This window comes from Streptomyces odontotermitis (genome assembly GCF_050510915.1).
Classification (GTDB): domain Bacteria; phylum Actinomycetota; class Actinomycetes; order Streptomycetales; family Streptomycetaceae; genus Streptomyces.
Genome location: NZ_JBNJLS010000001.1, coordinates 1,276,966 through 1,295,693 on the forward strand (window position 1 = coordinate 1,276,966; position 18,728 = coordinate 1,295,693).

The window sequence follows — 18,728 nt, forward strand, 5'->3', positions numbered from 1 at the left end:
AACGATGGACCACCAGCTCTCTTCCGAGCACGAGGAACTCCGCCGCACCGTCGAGGAGTTCGCGCACGACGTCGTCGCCCCGAAGATCGGCGACTTCTACGAGCGCCATGAATTCCCGTACGAGATCGTGCGCGAGATGGGCCGCATGGGCCTGTTCGGGCTGCCCTTCCCCGAGGAGTACGGGGGCATGGGCGGCGACTACCTGGCGCTCGGCATCGCCCTCGAGGAGCTCGCCCGGGTCGACTCGTCCGTGGCGATCACGCTGGAGGCGGGCGTCTCGCTCGGCGCGATGCCGCTGCACCTGTTCGGCACGGAGGAGCAGAAGCGCGAGTGGCTCCCCCGCCTCTGCGCGGGTGAGGCACTCGGCGCCTTCGGCCTCACCGAGCCGGACGGCGGCTCGGACGCGAGCGGCACGCGCACGACGGCGGTGCGCGACGGCGACGACTGGGTGATCAACGGCTCGAAGTGCTTCATCACCAACTCCGGTACGGACATCACGGGCCTGGTCACGGTCACGGCGGTCACCGGCCGCAAGCCCGACGGCCGCCCGGAGATCTCCGCGATCATCGTCCCGTCCGGCACCCCGGGCTTCACGGTCGCCGCCCCGTACTCGAAGGTCGGCTGGAACGCCTCGGACACCCGGGAGCTGTCCTTCTCGGACGTCCGCGTCCCCGCGGCGAACCTGCTGGGTGCGGAGGGCCGCGGCTACGCCCAGTTCCTGCGCATCCTCGACGAGGGCCGGGTCGCCATCGCGGCGCTCGCGACGGGGCTCGCGCAGGGCTGCGTGGACGAGTCGGTGAAGTACGCGAAGGAGCGGCACGCGTTCGGCCGCCCGATCGGCGCGAACCAGGCGATCCAGTTCAAGCTGGCCGACATGGAGATGCGGGCGCACATGGCGCGCATCGGCTGGCGGGACGCGGCGTCGCGCCTGGTGAGCGGCGAGCCGTTCAAGAAGGAGGCGGCGATCGCGAAGCTGTACTCGTCGACGGTGGCGGTGGACAACGCGCGCGAGGCCACGCAGATCCACGGCGGCTACGGCTTCATGAACGAGTACCCGGTGGCGCGGATGTGGCGCGACTCCAAGATCCTGGAGATCGGGGAGGGCACGAGCGAGGTCCAGCGCATGCTGATCGCGAGGGAGCTGGGCTTCGCGGGCTGACGGCTCGCGCGCCGGCCTGGCGGGCGGGCTCGGCGGAGGCCGGGGGCCGGGGGCCGCTGGCTGGAATCAGCCTTAGGTTAGGTTAACCTAAGCCCCGTTCCAGCCAGCGCAGCGAAAGCAGGACCGTCCCATGGCCCACGCCCGCCTCCCCCAGCTCTCCCGCCGAGGCATCCTCGCCGCAGGCGGCGCCCTCGGACTGACCGCCGCGCTCGCCGCCTGCGGCAGCGAGAAGAAGGACGGCTCGGGCGGCGGCAACACGGCGGGCACGGGCAAGTCCGGCCCCTGGAGCTTCAAGGACGACCGCGGCACCACCGCCAAGCGCGACGCCGTCCCCAAGAACATCGTCGCGTTCACCGGCGTCGCCGCCGCCCTTCACGACTACGGGGTCCAGGTCAAGGGCGTCTTCGGCCCGACCAAGACCAAGGACGGCAAGCCCGACGTACAGGCCGGCGACCTGGACATCTCCAAGGTCGAGATCCTCGGCAACGCCTGGGACCAGTTCAACATCGAGAAGTACGCGGCCCTCGCGCCCGAGCTCCTGATCTCGACGATGTTCGACGCCAAGGGCACCCTCTGGTACGTCCCCGAGGACTCCAAGGACAAGATCCTGGGGCTCGCGCCCAGCGTCGGCATCAGCGTCTACGACCGCCAGATGACCCAGCCCCTGCAGCGCCTGCTCGCGCTCGCCGAGTCGCTCGGCGCCGACGTGAAGGCCGCCAAGGTCGTCGCGGCGAAGAAGCGCTTCGAGGCCGCCGCCGAGCGGCTGCGCAAGGCCGCTAAGTCGCGCAAGGACATCAAGGTCATGGTCGGCTCCGCGAGCCAGGAGCTGTTCTACGTCTCCGGCACGAACCTCTCCGCCGACCTGGAGTACTTCAAGGCCCTCGGCGTGAACTTCGTCGAGCCGCCCGCGAAGACCCTGGAGGCGTCCGGCGGCTGGTTCGAGAACCTCAGCTGGGAGAACGTCGACAAGTACGGCGCGGACATCATCATGATGGACAACCGCACCTCGGCCATCCAGCCCGCCGACCTGGACAAGCCGACCTGGAAGAAGCTCCCCGCGGTCAAGGCCGGACAGGTCGTCCCCCGCGTCACGGAGCCCATTTACTCGTACGACAAGTGCGCGCCCATCCTCGAGAACCTCGCCGAGGCCATCGAGAAGGCGAAGAAGGTGAGCTGAGCCCCACCGCGCCCCGAACCGCCCCCTCCCGTTCACCGGAGGGGGCGGTTCTGTCTGTGCGCCCCGTTTCGCTTGCGCACCCTCAGTCCCGCTTGCGCACCCTCAGCCATCCAAATTAGGTTAGGCTTACCTTAGTTACTACCCCTCCTGCCCCGAGGACAGTTGATGCGCTCGCACCTGCTCAATGACACGACCGCGGAGCGGTACCGCGGCTCCGTGACCGAAGGAATCGAGCGGGTGGCGGCCAGACTCGCCACCACCGACCGGCCGTTCACCGGAGTGACCGCCGACGCCCTCGCCCCGCGCGTCGAGGCCGTCGACCTCGACGCCCCGCTGCACGACACCATCGCCGCCCTGGACGAGCTCGACGAGCTCTACCTGCGCGACGCCGTCCACTCCCACCACCCCCGCCACCTCGCCCACCTCAACTCCCCCGCCGTGATCCCCGCCCTCCTCGGCGAGGCCGTGCTCTCGGCGGTCGACTCCTCGCTCGACACCGGGGACCGGTCCGCGGGCGCCACTCTCATCGAGCGCAGGATCGTCGACTGGACCGCGGAGCGCCTCGGCCTCGGACCGGCCGCCGACGGCATGTTCACCGGCGACGGCACCCAGGCCGACCTCCAGGCGCTCCTGCTCGCCCGCGAGGAGGCCGGGGAACCCGGCACCGACGCCGCCCGACTGCGCGTCTTCACCTCCGAGGCGGGCGACCGGAGCGTGCGGCGGACCGCCCGGCTGCTCGGCCTCGGCGCTGACGCCGTCGTCACCGTCCCCGTCGACCGGCACAAGCGCATGCACACCGTCGCGCTCGCCCGCGAGCTCGCGCGCTGCCGCCACGACGGCCTCGTCCCCATGGCCGTCGTCGCGACCGCGGGGACCGCCGACTTCGGCTCCATCGACCCGCTCCCCGAGATCGCCGAGCTCTGCGCCCAGTACGCCACGTGGCTGCACGTCGACGCCTCGTACGGCTGCGGGCTGCTGGCCTCCACCACCCGGCGCCACCTCCTCGACGGCATCGAGCACGCCGACTCCGTGACGGTCGACTTCCACAAGTCCTTCTTCCAGCCGGTGAGTTCCTCGGCGGTCCTGGTGCGGGAGCGGGGAGTCCGGGACCGGGGAGTGCGGGACCGCGGCGTGCGCGCAAGCGTCCCCGACCAGACCCACGACTCCCCGCGGTCCACCCGCCGCTTCGACGCCCTCAAGCTGTGGATGACCCTGCGCGTGATGGGCTCCGACGCGATCGGCTCGCTCTTCGACGAGGCGTGCCGACTGGCCGCCGCCGGCTGGAAGATGATCGCCGCCGACCCCCGCTTCGACGTCGTCGTGGAGCCCCGGCTCGCCACCCTCGTCTTCCGCTACATCCCCTCGGCCGTCACGAGCCCCGCCGACATCGACCGCGCCAACCTCTACGCCCGCAAGGCCCTGCTCGCCTCTGGTGACGCCGTCGTCGCCGGGGCCAGGGCGGGCAACCGCCAGTACCTGAAGTTCACCCTGCTCAACCCCGAGACGACCACCGCCGACATCGCGGCCGTCCTGGACCTCATCGCCGGTCACGCCGAGCAGTACCTGGGAGACTCCCTTGTTCGCGCCAGTTGACTTCACCGTCCGCGCCCTCGACCCCCTCACCGACTCCGAGACCGTCCACCGCTGGGTGACCCGCATGCGGGGGTCCCGGCTCGTCGACGTGGAGCGGGAGTGCATGGCCGTCGCGGCGTCCGAGCACCGCGAGGCGTTCCTCGGGCTGCGCGACGGCACGCCCGCGTTCCTCCTGGAGCGCTACGACCCGCGGCACAGCGACGAGTTGGCCGGGCTGTACGAGCCCGAGCCCGGTGACGTCGGCATGCGCTTCCTGGTGCCTACGACCGACCGGCCCGAGCACGGCTACACCCGGGCCGTGCTCACCACGATCATGGAGCTCCTGTTCGCCGACCCGGCGGCCGCCCGCGTCGTCACCGACCCCGATGTGCACGACACGGCCGTGCAGGACCTGCACGAGATGGTCGGCTTCGAAGCCGTACGCGAGACAGGGGAACCGGGGAAGGACGCGCTGCTGAGCTTCTGCACGCGCTCCCAGTTCGAGGCGGCGTCCATCCGGTTCGCCGTCCTGGAAAGGGCGTTGGCTGTCTGAGCCGAAGGGCTGTGCCCGGCCGACCGTGTGCAGTCGGCCGAGCACAGTCAACTAGGCGCTCGGCCAAGGTACTTGCGGCGACTTGTAGTAGTTGATCCCCATCGCGTCCCAGCGCGGCCCCTGCTGCGCGAGCCGCACCTTGTACGCGTTCCAGTCGTGCGTCGAGGCGGGCGACCAGCCGAGCTCCGCGATGCCGGGCAGCCGCGGGAAGGCCATGTACTCGATGTGCGCGGAGGTCGAGATCGTCTCCGACCACAGCGGCGCCTCGACGCCCGCGATCGAGTCGGCGGGCGCGCCCGCGAGATACGTGCCCGGGTCCCAGTCGTAGGAGCGCTGCACCTCGACGTACCCGGCCCAGGCGAGGCCGAGCGGGGTGTCCTTGGTGTACTTCATGTCGAGGTAGGAGCGGTCGGCCGGGGAGATGACCAGCTTGGTGCCGTTCTTCGCGGCGTTCACCACCTGGTCGCGCTCGGCCTGGCCGGTCGCGTCGTAGCCCCAGTACTGGGCGATGGCGCCCTTCGCGGGGTGCGCGCCGGTCAGCTGGTGCCAACCGACCGCGGTCTTCCCGTACTTGGCGACGACCGGCTGCACCTTGTCCATGAAGGCGACGTAGTCCTCGTGGCTGGTGGAGTGCGCCTCGTCGCCGCCGATGTGGAGGTACTTGCCGGGGGTCATGGCGGCGATCTCGCGGATGACGTCGTCCACGAAGTCGTACGTGATGTCCTTCTTCACGCACAGCGAGCTGAAGCCGACCTCGGTGCCGGTGTAGAGGGGCGGCGCGACGCCGTTGCAGTTGAGGTCCGCGTACGAGGCGAGCGCCGCGTTGGTGTGCCCCGGCATGTCGATCTCCGGGACGACCTCCAGGTAGTGCGCGGAGGCGTAGTCGACGATCTCCTTGTACTGCGCCTTCGTGTAGTAGCCGCCCTTGCCGCCGCCGACCTGGGTCGAGCCGCCGTACTCGGCAAGGCGCGGCCAGGAGTCGATGGCGATGCGCCAGCCCTGGTCGTCGCTGAGGTGCAGATGCAGCTTGTTGACCTTGTACAGCGACATCTGGTCGATGTACCGCTTGACCTGCTCCACGGTGAAGAAGTGCCGCGACACATCGAGCATCGCGCTCCGGTACCCGTACCGCGGGGTGTCCTCGATGGTGCCGCCCGCGACCAGCCAGGGCCCCTTCTGCGCGGTCTTCTCCTCGGCCGCGGCGGGCAGTTGCTGGCGCAGGGTCTGCACGCCGTGGAAGAGCCCGGCGGGCCTGCGGGCGGTGATGGTGACGGCGCCGCGGTCGGAGGTGAGCCGGTAGCCCTCGTCGCCGAGGCTCTTGTCCTTGGCGCTGAGCCGCAGCCGGATGCCGTCGCGGCCGGTGTCGTCGGTGACCTTCAGGCGGTAGCCGGTGGAGGGCCGCAGGACGCCCGCGAGGTAGTCGCCGATGCGGTGCGCGGCCCGCGAGCGGTCGTCCACCCGTATCCGGGTCTTGGCGCTGATCTGGTACGGGGATCCGCCCGCGGCCACCTTCGCGGGCGCGGGGACGACCTGGCCGAGGGGGGTGGGGGTCGCGGTGGTCTGGGGGGCGCGGGCGGCACCGGAGGAGGGAGCGGCCCCCACGGCGGAGACGCCGGCGGCGGCGACGAGCAGCAGTGCGCCGAGGATTCGGGTCGATCTGAGGTGCTGTCTCACAAGCGGTCCCTTCGACGGGCCGGGCGGCGCGGGCGCCGCACTGTGGGGGCATCGCAATCGAACGGCCATGCAAGCGCGCGCCCTACACCGGGTCAAGGGGCGTAGACCAACTCAGAACATCTCTCCAACAGGTCGGATGCGAGAATCCATGCATGGCGGAAATCATCCAGCGCGACGGCACCTGGACCTTCGACGGGGAGACCCTGCGGCTCGTGCCCGGACACGACAAGAGCGTCTCGCTGCTCCGCAAGACCCTGGGCGAACTGGCCGTCCCCCTGCGGGCGTTGGCGGGCATCGCCTTCGAACAGGGCAAGAAGTCGGGCCGGTTGCGCCTCCGGCTGCGGGACGGCGCCGACCCGCTGCTCCAGGTGACCGGCGGCAAGCTCAAGGACGCCACGGACCCCTACCAGCTCACGGTGGAGCCCGACCGCCACGGAGTCGCCGAGTACCTGGTGGACGAGGTCCGCAACGCCCTGCTCCTGGAGCAGGTCCCCGCCACCCCCTGTGACAGCTACCTCCTGCCGGGCCCCGCCGTCCCGCTCTCGGTCTCGGCGGGCGACGGCACGGCGAGCTTCGACGGGGAGCGGATCCGTCTGGAGTGGAACTGGAAGACGGAGGAGGGCAAGGCCGCCTCGGGCACCCGGTCCCTGGCGCTCGCCGACATCCAGTCCGTGGAGTGGCACCCGGCGCTGGGCCTGGAGAACGGCCACCTCCGCTTCACCGTGCGCAACTCCCCCACCAAGGCCCCGCCGAAGTACGACCCGAACGCGGTCGAGCTGTGGGGGTTCAAGAAGGACCCGCTGATGGCCCTGGTCGGCGCCGCGGTCCAGGTCCGGCTCGCCCACCCCGCGGCGCCCGCGCCCGCCGACGCCCCGGCCGAGCTCCCCGCGCCCGCCCCGGCGGCACCCGCCGCTCCCGGGGCCCCGGCCGACGACCACGACGCGCTCCTTCGCCGGCTGCGCGAACTGGGCGAGCTGCACCAGGCCGGGATCCTCACGGACGAGGAGTTCAGCGCGGCGAAGCAGGCGGTCCTGAAGCGCATGTGAACGCGCGCGTGAAGCGCAGCTGAGACAGCGCGCGATCAGCTCGTGACGCGTTCAGGTCTTGCCTGCGACACGTCCGTGCCCGAAATCGGGCAGGATTCTTGCGAATGGGTCGTAGATACCCCAGGATCAACGAATGCACGACGACCTGGTGGATCATCTGACGCGCAGCACCCCGCTCCAGCGGGGCGAAGCCCTGCGCGTCATCCAGGACGTGCTCGCCTACTTCGACGAGACGACCGAAGAGTTCGTCCGTCGCCGCCATCGCGAACTCCAGGGGCAGGGCCTGGTGAACGCGGCGATCTTCGAGCGGATCGCGGCGGACCTGGAATACCGCGCGGTCGCGCCGCCCGAGCTCACGCTGAGGCAGCTGCGCCGCATCGTCTACGGCTGAGGAATACCCCTATGTGCGGAATCGTCGGTTATATCGGCAAGCGAGACGTAGCCCCCCTCCTCCTGGAGGGACTCCAGCGCCTGGAGTACCGCGGCTACGACTCCGCGGGCGTCGTCATCACCAGCCCCAAGGCCACCGGCCTGAAGATGGTCAAGGCCAAGGGCCGCGTCCGCGACCTGGAGGCCAAGGTCCCCGCCCGCTTCAAGGGCACGACCGGCATCGCCCACACCCGCTGGGCCACCCACGGCGCCCCGTCCGACGAGAACGCCCACCCGCACCTGGACGCCGAGAACAAGGTCGCCGTCGTCCACAACGGCATCATCGACAACGCCTCCGAGCTGCGCACCCGGCTGACCGCGGACGGCGTGGAGTTCCGCTCCGAGACCGACACCGAGGTCCTCACCCACCTCATCGCCCGCTCCCAGGCCGAGAAGCTGGAGGACCGGGTCCGCGAGGCGCTGCGCCACATCGAGGGCACCTACGGCATCGCCGTCATGCACGCCGACTTCAACGACCGCATCGTGGTGGCCCGCAACGGCTCCCCGGTCGTCCTCGGCATCGGCGAGAAGGAGATGTTCGTCGCCTCGGACGTCGCCGCCCTCGTCTCGCACACCCGCCAGGTCGTCACCCTCGACGACGGCGAGATGGCCACCATCAAGGCCGACGACTACCGCACGTACACGACCGAGGGTTCGCGCACCTCGGCCGAGCCGACCACCGTGGAGTGGGAGGCCGAGTCGTACGACATGGGCGGCCACGACACGTACATGCACAAGGAGATCTGCGAGCAGGCCGACGCCGTGGACCGCGTGCTGCGCGGCCGCATCGACGACCGGTTCGCCACCGTGCACCTCGGCGGCCTCAACCTCGACGCCCGCGACGCCCGCACCGTGCGCCGCGTGAAGATCCTGGGCTGCGGCACCTCGTACCACGCGGGCATGATCGGCGCCCAGATGATCGAGGAGCTGGCCCGCATCCCCGCGGACGCCGAGCCCGCCTCCGAGTTCCGCTACCGCAACCCGGTGGTCGACCCCGACACCCTGTACATCGCGGTCTCCCAGTCCGGCGAGACGTACGACGTGCTCGCCGCCGTGCAGGAGCTCAAGCGCAAGGGCGCCCGGGTCTTCGGCGTCGTGAACGTGGTGGGCAGCGCCATCGCGCGCGAGTCGGACGCGGGCGTGTACGTGCACGCGGGCCCCGAGGTCTGCGTGGTGTCCACCAAGTGCTTCACCAACACGACGGTCGCCTTCGCGCTGCTCGCCCTGCACCTGGGCCGCATCCGCGACCTGTCCGTGGCCGACGGCAAGCGGATCATCGAGGGCCTGCGCAAGCTGCCCGGCCAGATCGCCGACATCCTCAAGCAGGAAGAGGAGATCAAGAAGCTGGCGAAGCGGTACGCCGACGCCAGGTCGATGCTCTTCATCGGCCGGGTGCGCGGCTACCCGGTGGCCCGCGAGGCGTCCCTGAAGCTCAAGGAGGTCTCGTACATCCACGCCGAGGCGTACCCGGCCTCCGAGCTGAAGCACGGCCCGCTCGCCCTCATCGAGCCCGCGCTCCCGACGGTCGCGATCGTCCCCGACGACGACCTGCTGGAGAAGAACCGCGCCGCGATGGAGGAGATCAAGGCCCGCAGCGGCCAGATCCTCGCGGTCGCGCACCAGGAGCAGGAGAAGGCCGACCACACCATCCTGGTCCCGAAGAACGAGGACGAGCTGGACCCGATCCTCATGGGCATCCCGCTCCAACTCCTCGCGTACCACACGGCGTTGGCCCTGGGCAGGGACATCGACAAGCCCCGCAACCTCGCCAAGTCCGTGACGGTGGAGTAGCCCTCCCCTCCCCCCAGCACGTGGGACCTGTCCTCCCACGTGAACGGTCCCCCGTGCGTGCCACCAAGCACACGGGGGACCGTTCTTCAAGGGCCGGGGTCGCCCATTACCCCGGCCCGCGCCTGCCTCAGCCGGCGGCCGTCACCCCCCGGCCGGCAGGCCGCCCCGGCAGCTCCGTACGCCACTTGGCGAGAGCGGCCGTCGCGCCGTACCAGGCGAGGAGCCCGCTGACCGCGGCGAACCAGCCGCCGGCCTTGGCGAGAGCGTCGCCGTCGCCGAACGCCGCGACGGCGAGCAGCAGAAGGGCCACGAAGAGCAGCCCGTACGTGCCGCGCACGAGGGTCCCCGCGCCGGCCGCGCCGAGCGTCAGGCTGAGGGCGACGAGCGCGAAGAGCAGCAGGAAGAGACCGGCCGCGTTGGCGGAGACCTGTGCGTCGGCGGTGACGCCCCAGGTGAACCAGAGGGCGCCGAGCGAGGCGTACGCCGTGCCGTTGCCGGCGTCGCGGTCGCGGAAGGCGAAGAGGCCCGCGACGAAGAGCGCGATGCCGCCGACATAGGTCGCGAGCGAGACGGCGTCCGCCGCCGTCACGCCGTCGATCACTCCGGTGTGACCGAGTCCGAAGGCCAACAGGGTGAGGCCGAGGGCGAGTTGCCCGAGCGTCGAAGTGGTGCTTCCCGCAGAGACGTCGTTGTCCACGGCGGGCTCCCTTCAGAGAAGAGCACATGTGCAGTTGTGCAGTCGTGCTGCGTGGTGCTGGGCCGTGCGTTGTGCCAGCGACCCTTATGTACCCTTCACAAGCGAACAAACCACCTCTACGCACGAGTAGATTTATCTATTCGGCAAAGGAAGTTGACGGCACGGCCCCTCATCTCACCTGGGGGAACGGCGAGTTACGGGATGACGACGACGGGACGCTGCGCCCGCCGCGCGAGCCGGCCCGCGACCGAGCCGAAGATGCGGCCCACGATGCCGTGCGTGGTGCCGACGACGATGGCGTCCGCCGAGTACTCCCGGCCGACCTCCTCGAGCTCGTGGCAGATGTCGCCGCCGCGCTCGACGAGGATCCACGGGACCTCGGACAGATACTCCGCACAGGCGAGTTCGAGCCCGAGTACTTCCGTGCGGTGGTCCGGCACGTCGACGAAGACCGGTGGTTCACAGCCCGCCCAGACCGTGGTGGGCAGGCGGTTGGCGACGTGGACGATGATCAGCCCCGAGCCGGAGCGATGGGCCATGCCGATCGCGTACGCGAGCGCCCGCTCGCTGGACGTCGAGCCGTCGAAGCCGACGACGACGCCGTGCCGGAAGGCGGGATCGCAGGAATGACGTGGTTCTTCCGCCGCTTGGGGGGTCGCTGTCGGATCGGCGACCTGCCGCTTGCGGTCCGCGTGTTCGGAGAATTCGTGACCGGCCATCGGTGTCTCGGCGAAGGAGTCCTCGTGTGGGAGGGTCGGCTTTGTCCAGGTGGCCCGCGGTGCGGAGCCGGGGTGAGCAGGGGCGGGACGTGCAGGTCAGCTGAGAACCGGAGCTGTGACCGGTTATCACCTTTCCAACCCCATACCCCCAAGGGTACGGCGACACTCCTCTCCTGCCCAGGGCCTGCGCCAGGCCCCGTAAGGGCCGCCCGGCGTTCACCGGAGCATGCATGAGCGACGCCCGTATGGCAATGGCTGCTGCCCCGTACAGGCGGTTTGTACCCGGCCTGCAGCACCCCGATGTTTACGCCAGTGACCGCCTCGCCGACCGCGCGTTGAACCTCTGAAGCCATCGCCACAGGGAGCACGCCGTGCCTGGACCGTCCACCGCGCCTGCAGCCGCCCCCAAGCTCTCGACCGCGCTCGAGCAGGGAGGACCCCCCTCCCCTCAGAGTCGCCGCCACCCGTCCGAGGGGACGCGCGAGCGCCGCCGCCCCGCGCCGCCCGCCCCGCGCGGCCCCGAGGCGCCGCCCGCCGCGGCCCCCGCGCGGGCCGGCCAGCAGGACTCGGTGAGCGACGTGGTCCGCTGGGCCGCCTTCAGCTGTGTCCTCGTCCCGGTGGTCCTCATCGGATACGGGAGTTCACTCGCGGGCGCGGCCGGGTCCGCGCTCGGGCTCGCGGCCGTCACCGGAGTTTGCCGAGTGCTACTGCGACAGTCCGAGCGGGGTGCCGCGCGGGCGTACGCCGAGCGGCACGCGGCGCAGCACGGCCGGCACGGGCGGGCGGGTGCGGGAGTGCGCCGGGGCGGCCACCGCGCTTAGGAGAGAGGAGGGGCAGCGCGCAGCGCTTCGGGTAGGGCGGTGGTGGGAGACGGGTGGGCGTACGCCGGTCGACTGACTGATTCACACACACGCCCACAGCACTTTTCAGCCAACTTCCTACATGCGTGCATTCCTTGGCGGAACAGGGCCCCAACCCCCGTCCGACCAGGGCTGAAAGACGTCCAGAAGTCGCTCGCACCATACGGGGACCGGCCATGGAGCGAAGGCGCACTTCCCAGCAACGCCCCAGAGTGCAACGCTTCGTGATCGAATGCTTCACGCCAAGTTGCCATGTCGACAATGTGCCAGGTGCTGAACTGGTCATCCCGGGATGACGGGACGCAGTAGATTCGATCTTGACTGTAATACGGCGGGGGACTGGTGGAGGACCGAGGGGAAACGTGCAGGAGCGACAGGTCCAAGAACAGGGAGCCGCGACGTCCGAGGGGGGCTTAGCGACATGAGCCACGACTCCACTGTCGTGCCGGAGACCGCGGCACGGAAGCTGTCCGGGCGCCGCCGCCGGGAGATCGTAGCGGTGTTGCTGTTCAGCGGTGGCCCCATCTTCGAGAGTTCCATACCGCTCTCCGTGTTCGGCATCGACCGGCAGGACGCCGGAGTTCCGCGGTACCGGCTGCTGGTGTGCGCCGGAGAAGAGGGGCCGCTGCGCACTACTGGGGGCTCGAACTCACCGCGCCCCATGGGCTCGACGCCATCGGGCGGGCGGGCACCGTCGTCGTACCGGCCTGGCGGTCGATCACGTCACCGCCGCCGCCGGAGGCGCTCGACGCGCTGCGCCGCGCCCACGAGGAGGGGGCCCGCATCGTCGGGCTCTGTACCGGAGCCTTCGTGCTCGCGGCGGCCGGGCTGCTCGACGGCCGCCCGGCGACGACGCACTGGATGTACGCGCCGACGCTGGCCAAGCGCTATCCGTCCGTGCACGTGGATCCGCGCGAGCTCTTCGTCGACGACGGCGACGTCCTGACGAGCGCCGGCACCGCGGCCGGAATCGATCTCTGTCTGCACATCGTGCGGACGGATCACGGCAACGAGGCGGCGGGTGCGCTCGCCCGCCGGCTCGTGGTGCCGCCGCGCCGGGCGGGCGGCCAGGAGCGCTATCTCGACCGGTCGCTGCCGGAGGAGATCGGCGCCGACCCGCTGGCCGAGGTGGTCGCCTGGGCCCTGGAACACCTCCACGAGCAGTTCGACGTGGAGACCCTGGCGGCACGGGCGTACATGAGCAGGCGCACCTTCGACCGGAGGTTCCGCTCGCTCACTGGGAGCGCTCCATTGCAGTGGCTGATCACCCAGCGGGTGCTCCAGGCACAGCGGCTCCTGGAGACCTCCGACTATTCGGTGGACGAGGTGGCGGGCCGCTGCGGCTTCCGCTCCCCCGTCGCGCTGCGCGGGCACTTCCGCCGCCAGCTCGGCTCGTCCCCCGCCGCCTACCGGGCCGCCTACCGCGCCCGCAGGCCGCAGGGCGACCGCCCGCCGGAGGCCACGGTGCCCCCGGTGCCGCCGCCCCCGCCCATGGTGGAGGCCGGTCCGGTGCCCACACAGACCCGGCGCACCGCGGCCGCCAGCTCCCTGGGACCGGCGGCCTCGCTGCCCATGGAACCCGGCAAGCCGAACTCGGATGTGTTCGCGTCAGGGCGTCCGACTCTGCCCGGCCCGAGGAGCGCGCCGTAGGGTAAGACGCATGAACGATCGCATGGTGTGGATCGACTGCGAGATGACCGGGCTCTCGCTGACGGATGACGCACTTATCGAGGTGGCCGCACTGGTCACCGACTCGGAACTGAACGTGCTCGGCGAAGGTGTGGACATCGTGATCCGCCCGCCGGACGCGGCGCTGGAGACCATGCCCGAGGTGGTGCGGCAGATGCACACCACCTCGGGGCTCCTCGACGAGCTGGCGGGCGGCACGACGCTCGCCGACGCCGAGGAGCAGGTCCTGGCGTATGTACGTGAGCACGTCAAGGATCCGAGGAAGGCGCCGCTGTGCGGCAACTCCGTCGGCACCGACCGCGGCTTCCTGCTGCGGGACATGCCGGTCCTCGAGGACTTCCTGCACTACCGGATCGTCGATGTCTCCTCCATCAAGGAGCTCGCCCGGCGCTGGTACCCCAGGGCGTACTTCAACAGCCCGGACAAGAACGGCAACCACCGCGCGCTCGCCGACATCCGCGAGTCGATCGCCGAGCTCCGCTACTACCGCGAGGCGATCTTCGTCCCGCAGCCCGGGCCGGACTCGGACACCGCGAAGGCCATCGCGGCGCACCACGTGCTGCCTGCGGAGTAGCCGCTGAGACGGTCTCGGGAGCCGTCTCGTACAGGGTCCGCAAAAGGCGGGCGCGAGCACCCCTTCGGACCCTGTACACTTTTTCTCGGCCGGTCGGAAGAACGACAAAAGACCGGGCATGGTGGGTGTAGCTCAGTTGGTAGAGCACCTGGTTGTGGTCCAGGTGGCCGCGGGTTCAAGTCCCGTCACTCACCCTGAAGGGCGAAGGCCCCGGTTCCTCGGAACCGGGGCCTTCGTCGTGTGTGCGTTCACGGGCGCGCGTCTCCGGGCTCACGACGAGGCCCGCTCCACCAGCTCCGTCGGCAGCACGATCTGCGGCCGCAGCAGCCTGCGGGACGCCGTCGGGCGGCCCTCGGCGGCCTGGGCGATCTCCTCCAGGAGCAGCTCCGTCATCACCCGGCCCATCTCGGTGATCGGCTGGCGCACGCTCGTCAGCGGCGGCTCCATGTGCCGGGCGATCGCCGAGTCGTCGAAGCCGACCAGGGCCACCTCGTCCGGTATCCGGCGGCCCGCCGCGCGCAGCACCCGGCGGGCGCCCGCCGCCATCACGTCCGAGCCCGCGAAGACCGCGTCCAGGTCCGGCCTGCGCACCAGGAGCTCCGCCATCGCCCGGTGGCCGCCCTCTTCCGTGAAGTCGGCCGGGGCGATCAGGTCCTCGGGCGCGGGGTGGCCGCCCTCGGCGAGGGCGTCGCGGTAGCCCGCCAGGCGGCACTGGGCGCCGTACACGTCCAGGCGGCCGGTGATCGTGGCTATGGTGCGGCGGCCGCGGGACAGCAGGTGGGCGACGGCGGCGCGGGCGCCCGCGTAGTTGTCGGAGTCGACCGAGGCGAGGGTCTCGTCGGCCGAGCGGCGGCCGCTGATCACCGCGGGGATCTCCAGCTGCTCCAGGAGGGCGGGCAGCGGGTCGTCGGCGTGCACGGAGATCAGCAGGACGCCGTCCACACGGTGCGCCGCGAGGTACTGGGCCAGGCGCCTGCGCTCGCCCTCGCCGCCCGCGAAGGTCAGCAGGAGCTGCAGGGAGGTGTCGGCGAGCGCCGTGCCCACGCCGTGGATGATCTCGGAGAAGTAGGGCTCGGCGAAGAAGCGGGACTCGGGCTCGGGGACCACGACGGCGATGGAGTCCGTGCGGTTGGCGGCCAGCGCGCGGGCCGCGGTGTTCGGCACGTAGCCCAGCTCGGCGACGGCCTCCTCGACGGCGGCGCGGGTGTGCTCGCTGACCCGCGGCGAGCCGTTGATGACCCGGGACACCGTGCCCCGGCCCACGCCCGCGCGTGCGGCCACCTCTTCGAGGGTCGGACGCCCCCCGCGCCGCCCCTTGGGCTGACGAGCCGTCATTTTGGCCTCCCAACTCTCCACCGTCCGGCGCCTTGACACTCCCCCGCCAAGCTACGACTCTTCAACACATCACGTATGGGAGCGCTCCCACCGTACCCGGCCCGTCAGCGACCCGCACCTCCCCCGAACGGCAACAACGAGTCAACTCACCTTCACAAGAACCGTAGTTGAGACCGGAGGACGTCATGCGCCACAGGACCGCACCGCGCTACAGGAGTCGAACATCCCGCAAGGTGGTGGTCCTCGCCGCCGTCGCCGCCCTCTCGGCCGGTCTGCTCGCGGGCTGCGCCGAGGACACCGACGAGCCCGGCGGTTCCTCGGGCGGCGGCGGGGGCGGCAAGGGGAAGACCACCATCAGCATCGGGGTGTTCGGCAACTTCGGGCTGCAGGAGGCAGGGCTCTACAAGGAGTACGAGAACCAGCATCCCGACATCAAGATCGTGCAGTCCTCCATCGAGCGGAACGAGAACTACTACCCGCAGCTGCTCACCCACCTCGGCTCCGGCAGCGGGCTCGCCGACATCCAGGCCGTCGAGGTGAACAACATCGCGGAAGTCACCGCCACCCAGGCGGACAAGCTCGTGGACCTCGGTTCCGTTCAAGGGGTGAAGCAGAGCAACTTCCTTGACTGGAAGTGGAAGCAGGGCACCGCGAAGGGCGGGACGACGGTCGCGCTCGGCACGGACGTCGGCCCGCAGGGCATCTGCTACCGGCGGGACCTCTTCAAGAAGGCCGGGCTGCCGACGGACCGCGAGGCGGTCGGGAAGCTGTGGGCCGGTGACTGGAGGAAGTACCTGGAGGCCGGGAAGCGCTACCAGGCCAAGGCGCCCGAGGGCACGGCCTTCGTGGACGGGGCGGGCGGTGTGATGGCCGCGATCACCGGCAGCAGCGCGCACCGGTACTACGACAGCGACGGCAAGGTCATCTACAAGACCAACCCCGCCATAAAGGAAGCCTGGGACATCTCCGCGGAGTTCGCGAGCGCGGGCCTGACCGCGAAGCTCCAGCAGTTCCAGCCCTCCTGGAACTCGGCGTTCGCCAACGGCAGGTTCGCCACCGTCTCCTGCCCCGCCTGGATGCTCGGCTACATCAAGGACAAGGGCGGCAAGGCCGCCGAGGGCAAGTGGGACGTCGCGGCGGCGCCGAAGCCCAGCAACTGGGGCGGCTCCTTCCTCGTCGTGCCGAAGGCCGGCAAGGGCAAGCACCCCGAGGAGGCCGCCAAGCTCGCCGCGTGGCTGACGGCGCCCGAGCAGCAGGCCCGGTTCTTCGAGAAGCAGGGCAGCTTCCCCAGCTCCACCGCCGCCTATGGGCTGCCCGTCGTGAAGGACGCCAAGCACCCGTACTTCAACAACGCGCCCATCGGCAAGATCTTCGCCAAGGCCGCCGAGGACGCGCCCGTCCAGATCCTCGGCCCGAAGGACCTGGTCATCGCCACGAACCTGGCCGACGTCGGGATGCTCCAGGTCGACCAGAAGGGCAAGTCGTCGGCGGCCGGCTGGAAGGCGGCGACCAAGGCGATCGACAACGCACTGGATCTGTGAGCCGGATGGCGAGCGAGTACGAATACGAGAGTCCCCGCCCCAAGCCGCGTGCGGTGCGCGGGAGTTCCGAGGCCGAGGAGCGGCGGCGGGCGCGCCGCAGCCGCCGCTACCGGTGGGACGTGAAGTGGAGCCCGTACGCGTATGTGGCGCCGTTCTTCGTCTTCTTCGCGGCCTTCGGGCTCTTCCCGCTGCTCTACACGGGCTGGGCCTCGCTGCACCGCGTGGAGCTGACCGCGCCGAACGACATGGAGTGGGTGGGGCTCAGGAACTTCTCGCGGCTGCTGAGCGACGACTTCTTCTGGAACGCCCTGCAGAACACCGTGACCATCGGGCTGCTCTCGACCGTGCCGCAGCTGATGATGGCGCTCGGGATCGCACACCTGCTCAACTACAAGCTGCGCGGCTCGATGTTCTTCCGGATCGCGGCCCTGACCCCGTACGCCACCTCGGTGGCGGCCGCGACCCTCGTCTTCGTGCTCCTCTTCGGGCACGACTACGGAATGATCAACTGGGGCCTGGGGCTCGTCGGCATCGACGCCGTGGACTGGCAGAACGGGCCGCTGGCCTCGCAGGTCGCGGTGTCGACCATCGTGATCTGGCGGTGGACGGGGTACAACGCGCTGATCTACCTCGCCGCGATGCAGTCCATCCCGAACGACCTGTACGAGTCGGCGGCGCTGGACGGGGCCTCGCGCTGGCGGCAGTTCCTGCACGTGACGCTGCCGTCGCTGCGGCCGACGATCCTCTTCACGTGCGTGGTGTCGACGATCGGCGCGATGCAGCTCTTCGGCGAGCCGCTGCTCTTCAACGGCAGCGCGGTGCCGAACGGCGGCTCCGACCACCAGTTCCAGACGCTCGGCCTGTACCTGTACGAGCAGGGCTGGTTCAACCTGCACCTGGGCCGGGCCTCCGCGATCGCCTGGGCGATGTTCCTGATCCTGCTGGTGATCGGCCTGGTGAACTGGCTGATCGCCCGGTACATCCGCAAGAGCGAGGGGGACCTGTGAGCGGATCCGTGGGCAAGTCCGTGCACACGTCTGCGCACAAGCGGAAGAGCCGCGCCGGGCGCACCCTGCACGGCGGGAAGCTCACCTACGCCGTGCTCGTCGTCTTCACGGTCCTCTCGCTCTTCCCGCTGGTGTGGACGGCGATCGCCGCGTCCCGCAACAACACGCGGCTCGCGCAGTCCCCGCCGCCCCTGTGGTTCGGCGGCAACCTCTTCAAGAACCTCGAGATCGCCTGGACCGACGCCAACATGGGCACGGCGCTGCTGAACACGATGGTGGTGGCGAGCCTCGTCACGATCGGCACCGTGCTCTTCTCCACGCTCGCCGGGTTCGCCTTCGCCAAGCTGCGCTTCCGGTTCAAGAACGCGCTGCTCCTGATGGTGATCGGCACGATGATGGTGCCGCCCCAACTGGGCGTCGTACCGCTGTACATGCTGATCGCCAGGCTCTCCTGGACCGACCAGCTGCAGTCGGTGATCCTGCCGGGCCTGGTCTGCGCCTTCGGGGTGTTCTTCATGCGGCAGTACCTGATCCAGGCGCTGCCCACGGAGCTCATCGAGGCGGCCCGGGTGGACGGAGCGAGCAGCATCCGCGTCGTCTGGCACATCGTGTTCCCGGCGGCGCGGCCCGCGATGGCGGTGCTCGGCATGCTCACCTTCGTGCAGTCCTGGAACGACTTCTTCTGGCCGATCATCGCGCTGACCCAGAGCGGCAGCCCCACCGTGCAGGTCGCCCTGACCGGGCTCGGCCGGGGCTACATCCCCGACCAGTCGGTGATCATGGCGGGAGCGCTCCTCGGGACGCTGCCGCTGCTGCTCGTGTTCATCGTGTTCGGCAAGCAGATCGTGGGCGGGATCATGCAGGGCGCGATCAAGGGCTGAGCCCTCGCCCCACGTACCCGGATC

16 protein-coding genes, 1 tRNA gene and 1 pseudogene are annotated in these 18,728 nt (G+C 70.3%); 14 read left to right on the forward strand and 4 right to left on the reverse strand.

Annotation, left to right across the window (positions count from 1 at the left end; translation table 11 throughout):
• Positions 1-4: 4 nt before the first annotated feature.
• From ACQB60_RS05740 to ACQB60_RS05755, 4 genes are all read left to right on the forward strand, one after another.
• On the forward strand, positions 5-1,159 hold the full coding sequence (locus ACQB60_RS05740) for an acyl-CoA dehydrogenase family protein (RefSeq protein ID WP_496924676.1): 1,155 nt from the start codon (positions 5-7) through the stop codon (positions 1,157-1,159).
• 130 nt (positions 1,160-1,289) lie between these two features.
• A complete protein-coding gene (locus ACQB60_RS05745) occupies positions 1,290-2,336 on the forward strand; it encodes an ABC transporter substrate-binding protein (RefSeq protein WP_496924677.1) in 1,047 nt (348 codons plus the stop codon).
• A gap of 165 nt (positions 2,337-2,501) precedes the next feature.
• Entirely contained in the window at positions 2,502-3,929 is a 1,428-nt protein-coding gene (locus ACQB60_RS05750; RefSeq protein ID WP_496924678.1) for a pyridoxal phosphate-dependent decarboxylase family protein, read from the forward strand.
• Positions 3,913-4,461: a GNAT family N-acetyltransferase gene (locus ACQB60_RS05755; RefSeq protein ID WP_496924679.1), complete on the forward strand. Its 549-nt coding sequence runs from the start codon at positions 3,913-3,915 to the stop codon at positions 4,459-4,461. Before ACQB60_RS05750 ends, ACQB60_RS05755 begins: the two co-directional genes overlap by 17 nt.
• A 51-nt stretch (positions 4,462-4,512) precedes the next feature.
• On the opposite strand, the gene ACQB60_RS05760 is transcribed toward ACQB60_RS05755, so the two are convergent.
• Positions 4,513-6,135, reverse strand: a complete 1,623-nt coding sequence (locus ACQB60_RS05760) for a beta-N-acetylhexosaminidase (protein WP_496924680.1) — start codon at positions 6,133-6,135, stop codon at positions 4,513-4,515.
• 152 nt (positions 6,136-6,287) lie between these two features.
• On the opposite strand from ACQB60_RS05760, the gene ACQB60_RS05765 reads away from it, so the two are divergent.
• The 3 genes from ACQB60_RS05765 (at position 6,288) to glmS (ending at position 9,401) form a co-directional block, all read left to right on the forward strand.
• Positions 6,288-7,181, forward strand: coding sequence for a DUF4429 domain-containing protein (locus tag ACQB60_RS05765; RefSeq protein ID WP_496924681.1), 894 nt, complete (start codon positions 6,288-6,290; stop codon positions 7,179-7,181).
• Between the two features lie 133 nt (positions 7,182-7,314).
• A complete protein-coding gene (locus ACQB60_RS05770) occupies positions 7,315-7,572 on the forward strand; it encodes a hypothetical protein (protein ID WP_384831687.1) in 258 nt (85 codons plus the stop codon).
• An 11-nt stretch (positions 7,573-7,583) separates the two neighbouring features.
• Positions 7,584-9,401, forward strand: coding sequence for a glutamine--fructose-6-phosphate transaminase (isomerizing) (glmS, locus tag ACQB60_RS05775; protein WP_496924682.1), 1,818 nt, complete (start codon positions 7,584-7,586; stop codon positions 9,399-9,401).
• Between the two features lie 127 nt (positions 9,402-9,528).
• Here the strand turns inward: glmS and ACQB60_RS05780 are convergent, their stop codons facing one another.
• Together ACQB60_RS05780 and ACQB60_RS05785 are read right to left on the reverse strand one after the other, a co-directional pair.
• The gene (locus ACQB60_RS05780; RefSeq protein WP_496924683.1) at positions 9,529-10,098 is read right to left on the reverse strand and encodes a GPR1/FUN34/YaaH family transporter; all 570 of its coding nucleotides are present in this window, start codon (positions 10,096-10,098) and stop codon (positions 9,529-9,531) included.
• A 194-nt stretch (positions 10,099-10,292) separates the two neighbouring features.
• The gene (locus tag ACQB60_RS05785) at positions 10,293-10,817 is read right to left on the reverse strand and encodes a universal stress protein (protein ID WP_384831680.1); all 525 of its coding nucleotides are present in this window, start codon (positions 10,815-10,817) and stop codon (positions 10,293-10,295) included.
• Positions 10,818-11,386: 569 nt separating this feature from the next.
• On the opposite strand from ACQB60_RS05785, the gene ACQB60_RS05790 reads away from it, so the two are divergent.
• From ACQB60_RS05790 to ACQB60_RS05805, 4 genes and pseudogenes are all read left to right on the forward strand, one after another.
• Positions 11,387-11,638 (forward strand): hypothetical protein, encoded by a 252-nt coding sequence (locus ACQB60_RS05790; RefSeq protein WP_384832095.1) that lies wholly within the window; start codon positions 11,387-11,389, stop codon positions 11,636-11,638.
• A 460-nt stretch (positions 11,639-12,098) separates the two neighbouring features.
• Positions 12,099-13,327: pseudogene (locus tag ACQB60_RS05795) on the forward strand (GlxA family transcriptional regulator).
• A gap of 10 nt (positions 13,328-13,337) precedes the next feature.
• On the forward strand, positions 13,338-13,940 hold the full coding sequence (gene orn / locus ACQB60_RS05800; protein ID WP_384831677.1) for an oligoribonuclease: 603 nt from the start codon (positions 13,338-13,340) through the stop codon (positions 13,938-13,940).
• Positions 13,941-14,061: 121 nt separating this feature from the next.
• Positions 14,062-14,134, forward strand: a tRNA-His gene (locus tag ACQB60_RS05805).
• Positions 14,135-14,210: 76 nt separating this feature from the next.
• On the opposite strand, the gene ACQB60_RS05810 is transcribed toward ACQB60_RS05805, so the two are convergent.
• The gene (locus tag ACQB60_RS05810) at positions 14,211-15,275 is read right to left on the reverse strand and encodes a LacI family DNA-binding transcriptional regulator (RefSeq protein WP_496924684.1); all 1,065 of its coding nucleotides are present in this window, start codon (positions 15,273-15,275) and stop codon (positions 14,211-14,213) included.
• 185 nt (positions 15,276-15,460) lie between these two features.
• On the opposite strand from ACQB60_RS05810, the gene ACQB60_RS05815 reads away from it, so the two are divergent.
• From ACQB60_RS05815 to ACQB60_RS05825, 3 genes are read left to right on the forward strand one after another with little or no spacing between them, the layout of a single operon-like run.
• On the forward strand, positions 15,461-16,816 hold the full coding sequence (locus ACQB60_RS05815) for an ABC transporter substrate-binding protein (protein ID WP_496924685.1): 1,356 nt from the start codon (positions 15,461-15,463) through the stop codon (positions 16,814-16,816).
• 5 nt (positions 16,817-16,821) lie between these two features.
• Positions 16,822-17,823 (forward strand): carbohydrate ABC transporter permease, encoded by a 1,002-nt coding sequence (locus ACQB60_RS05820; RefSeq protein ID WP_496924791.1) that lies wholly within the window; start codon positions 16,822-16,824, stop codon positions 17,821-17,823.
• A complete protein-coding gene (locus ACQB60_RS05825; protein WP_496924686.1) occupies positions 17,820-18,704 on the forward strand; it encodes a carbohydrate ABC transporter permease in 885 nt (294 codons plus the stop codon). The genes ACQB60_RS05820 and ACQB60_RS05825 overlap by 4 nt, the downstream gene beginning before the upstream one ends.
• Positions 18,705-18,728 lie beyond the last annotated feature (24 nt).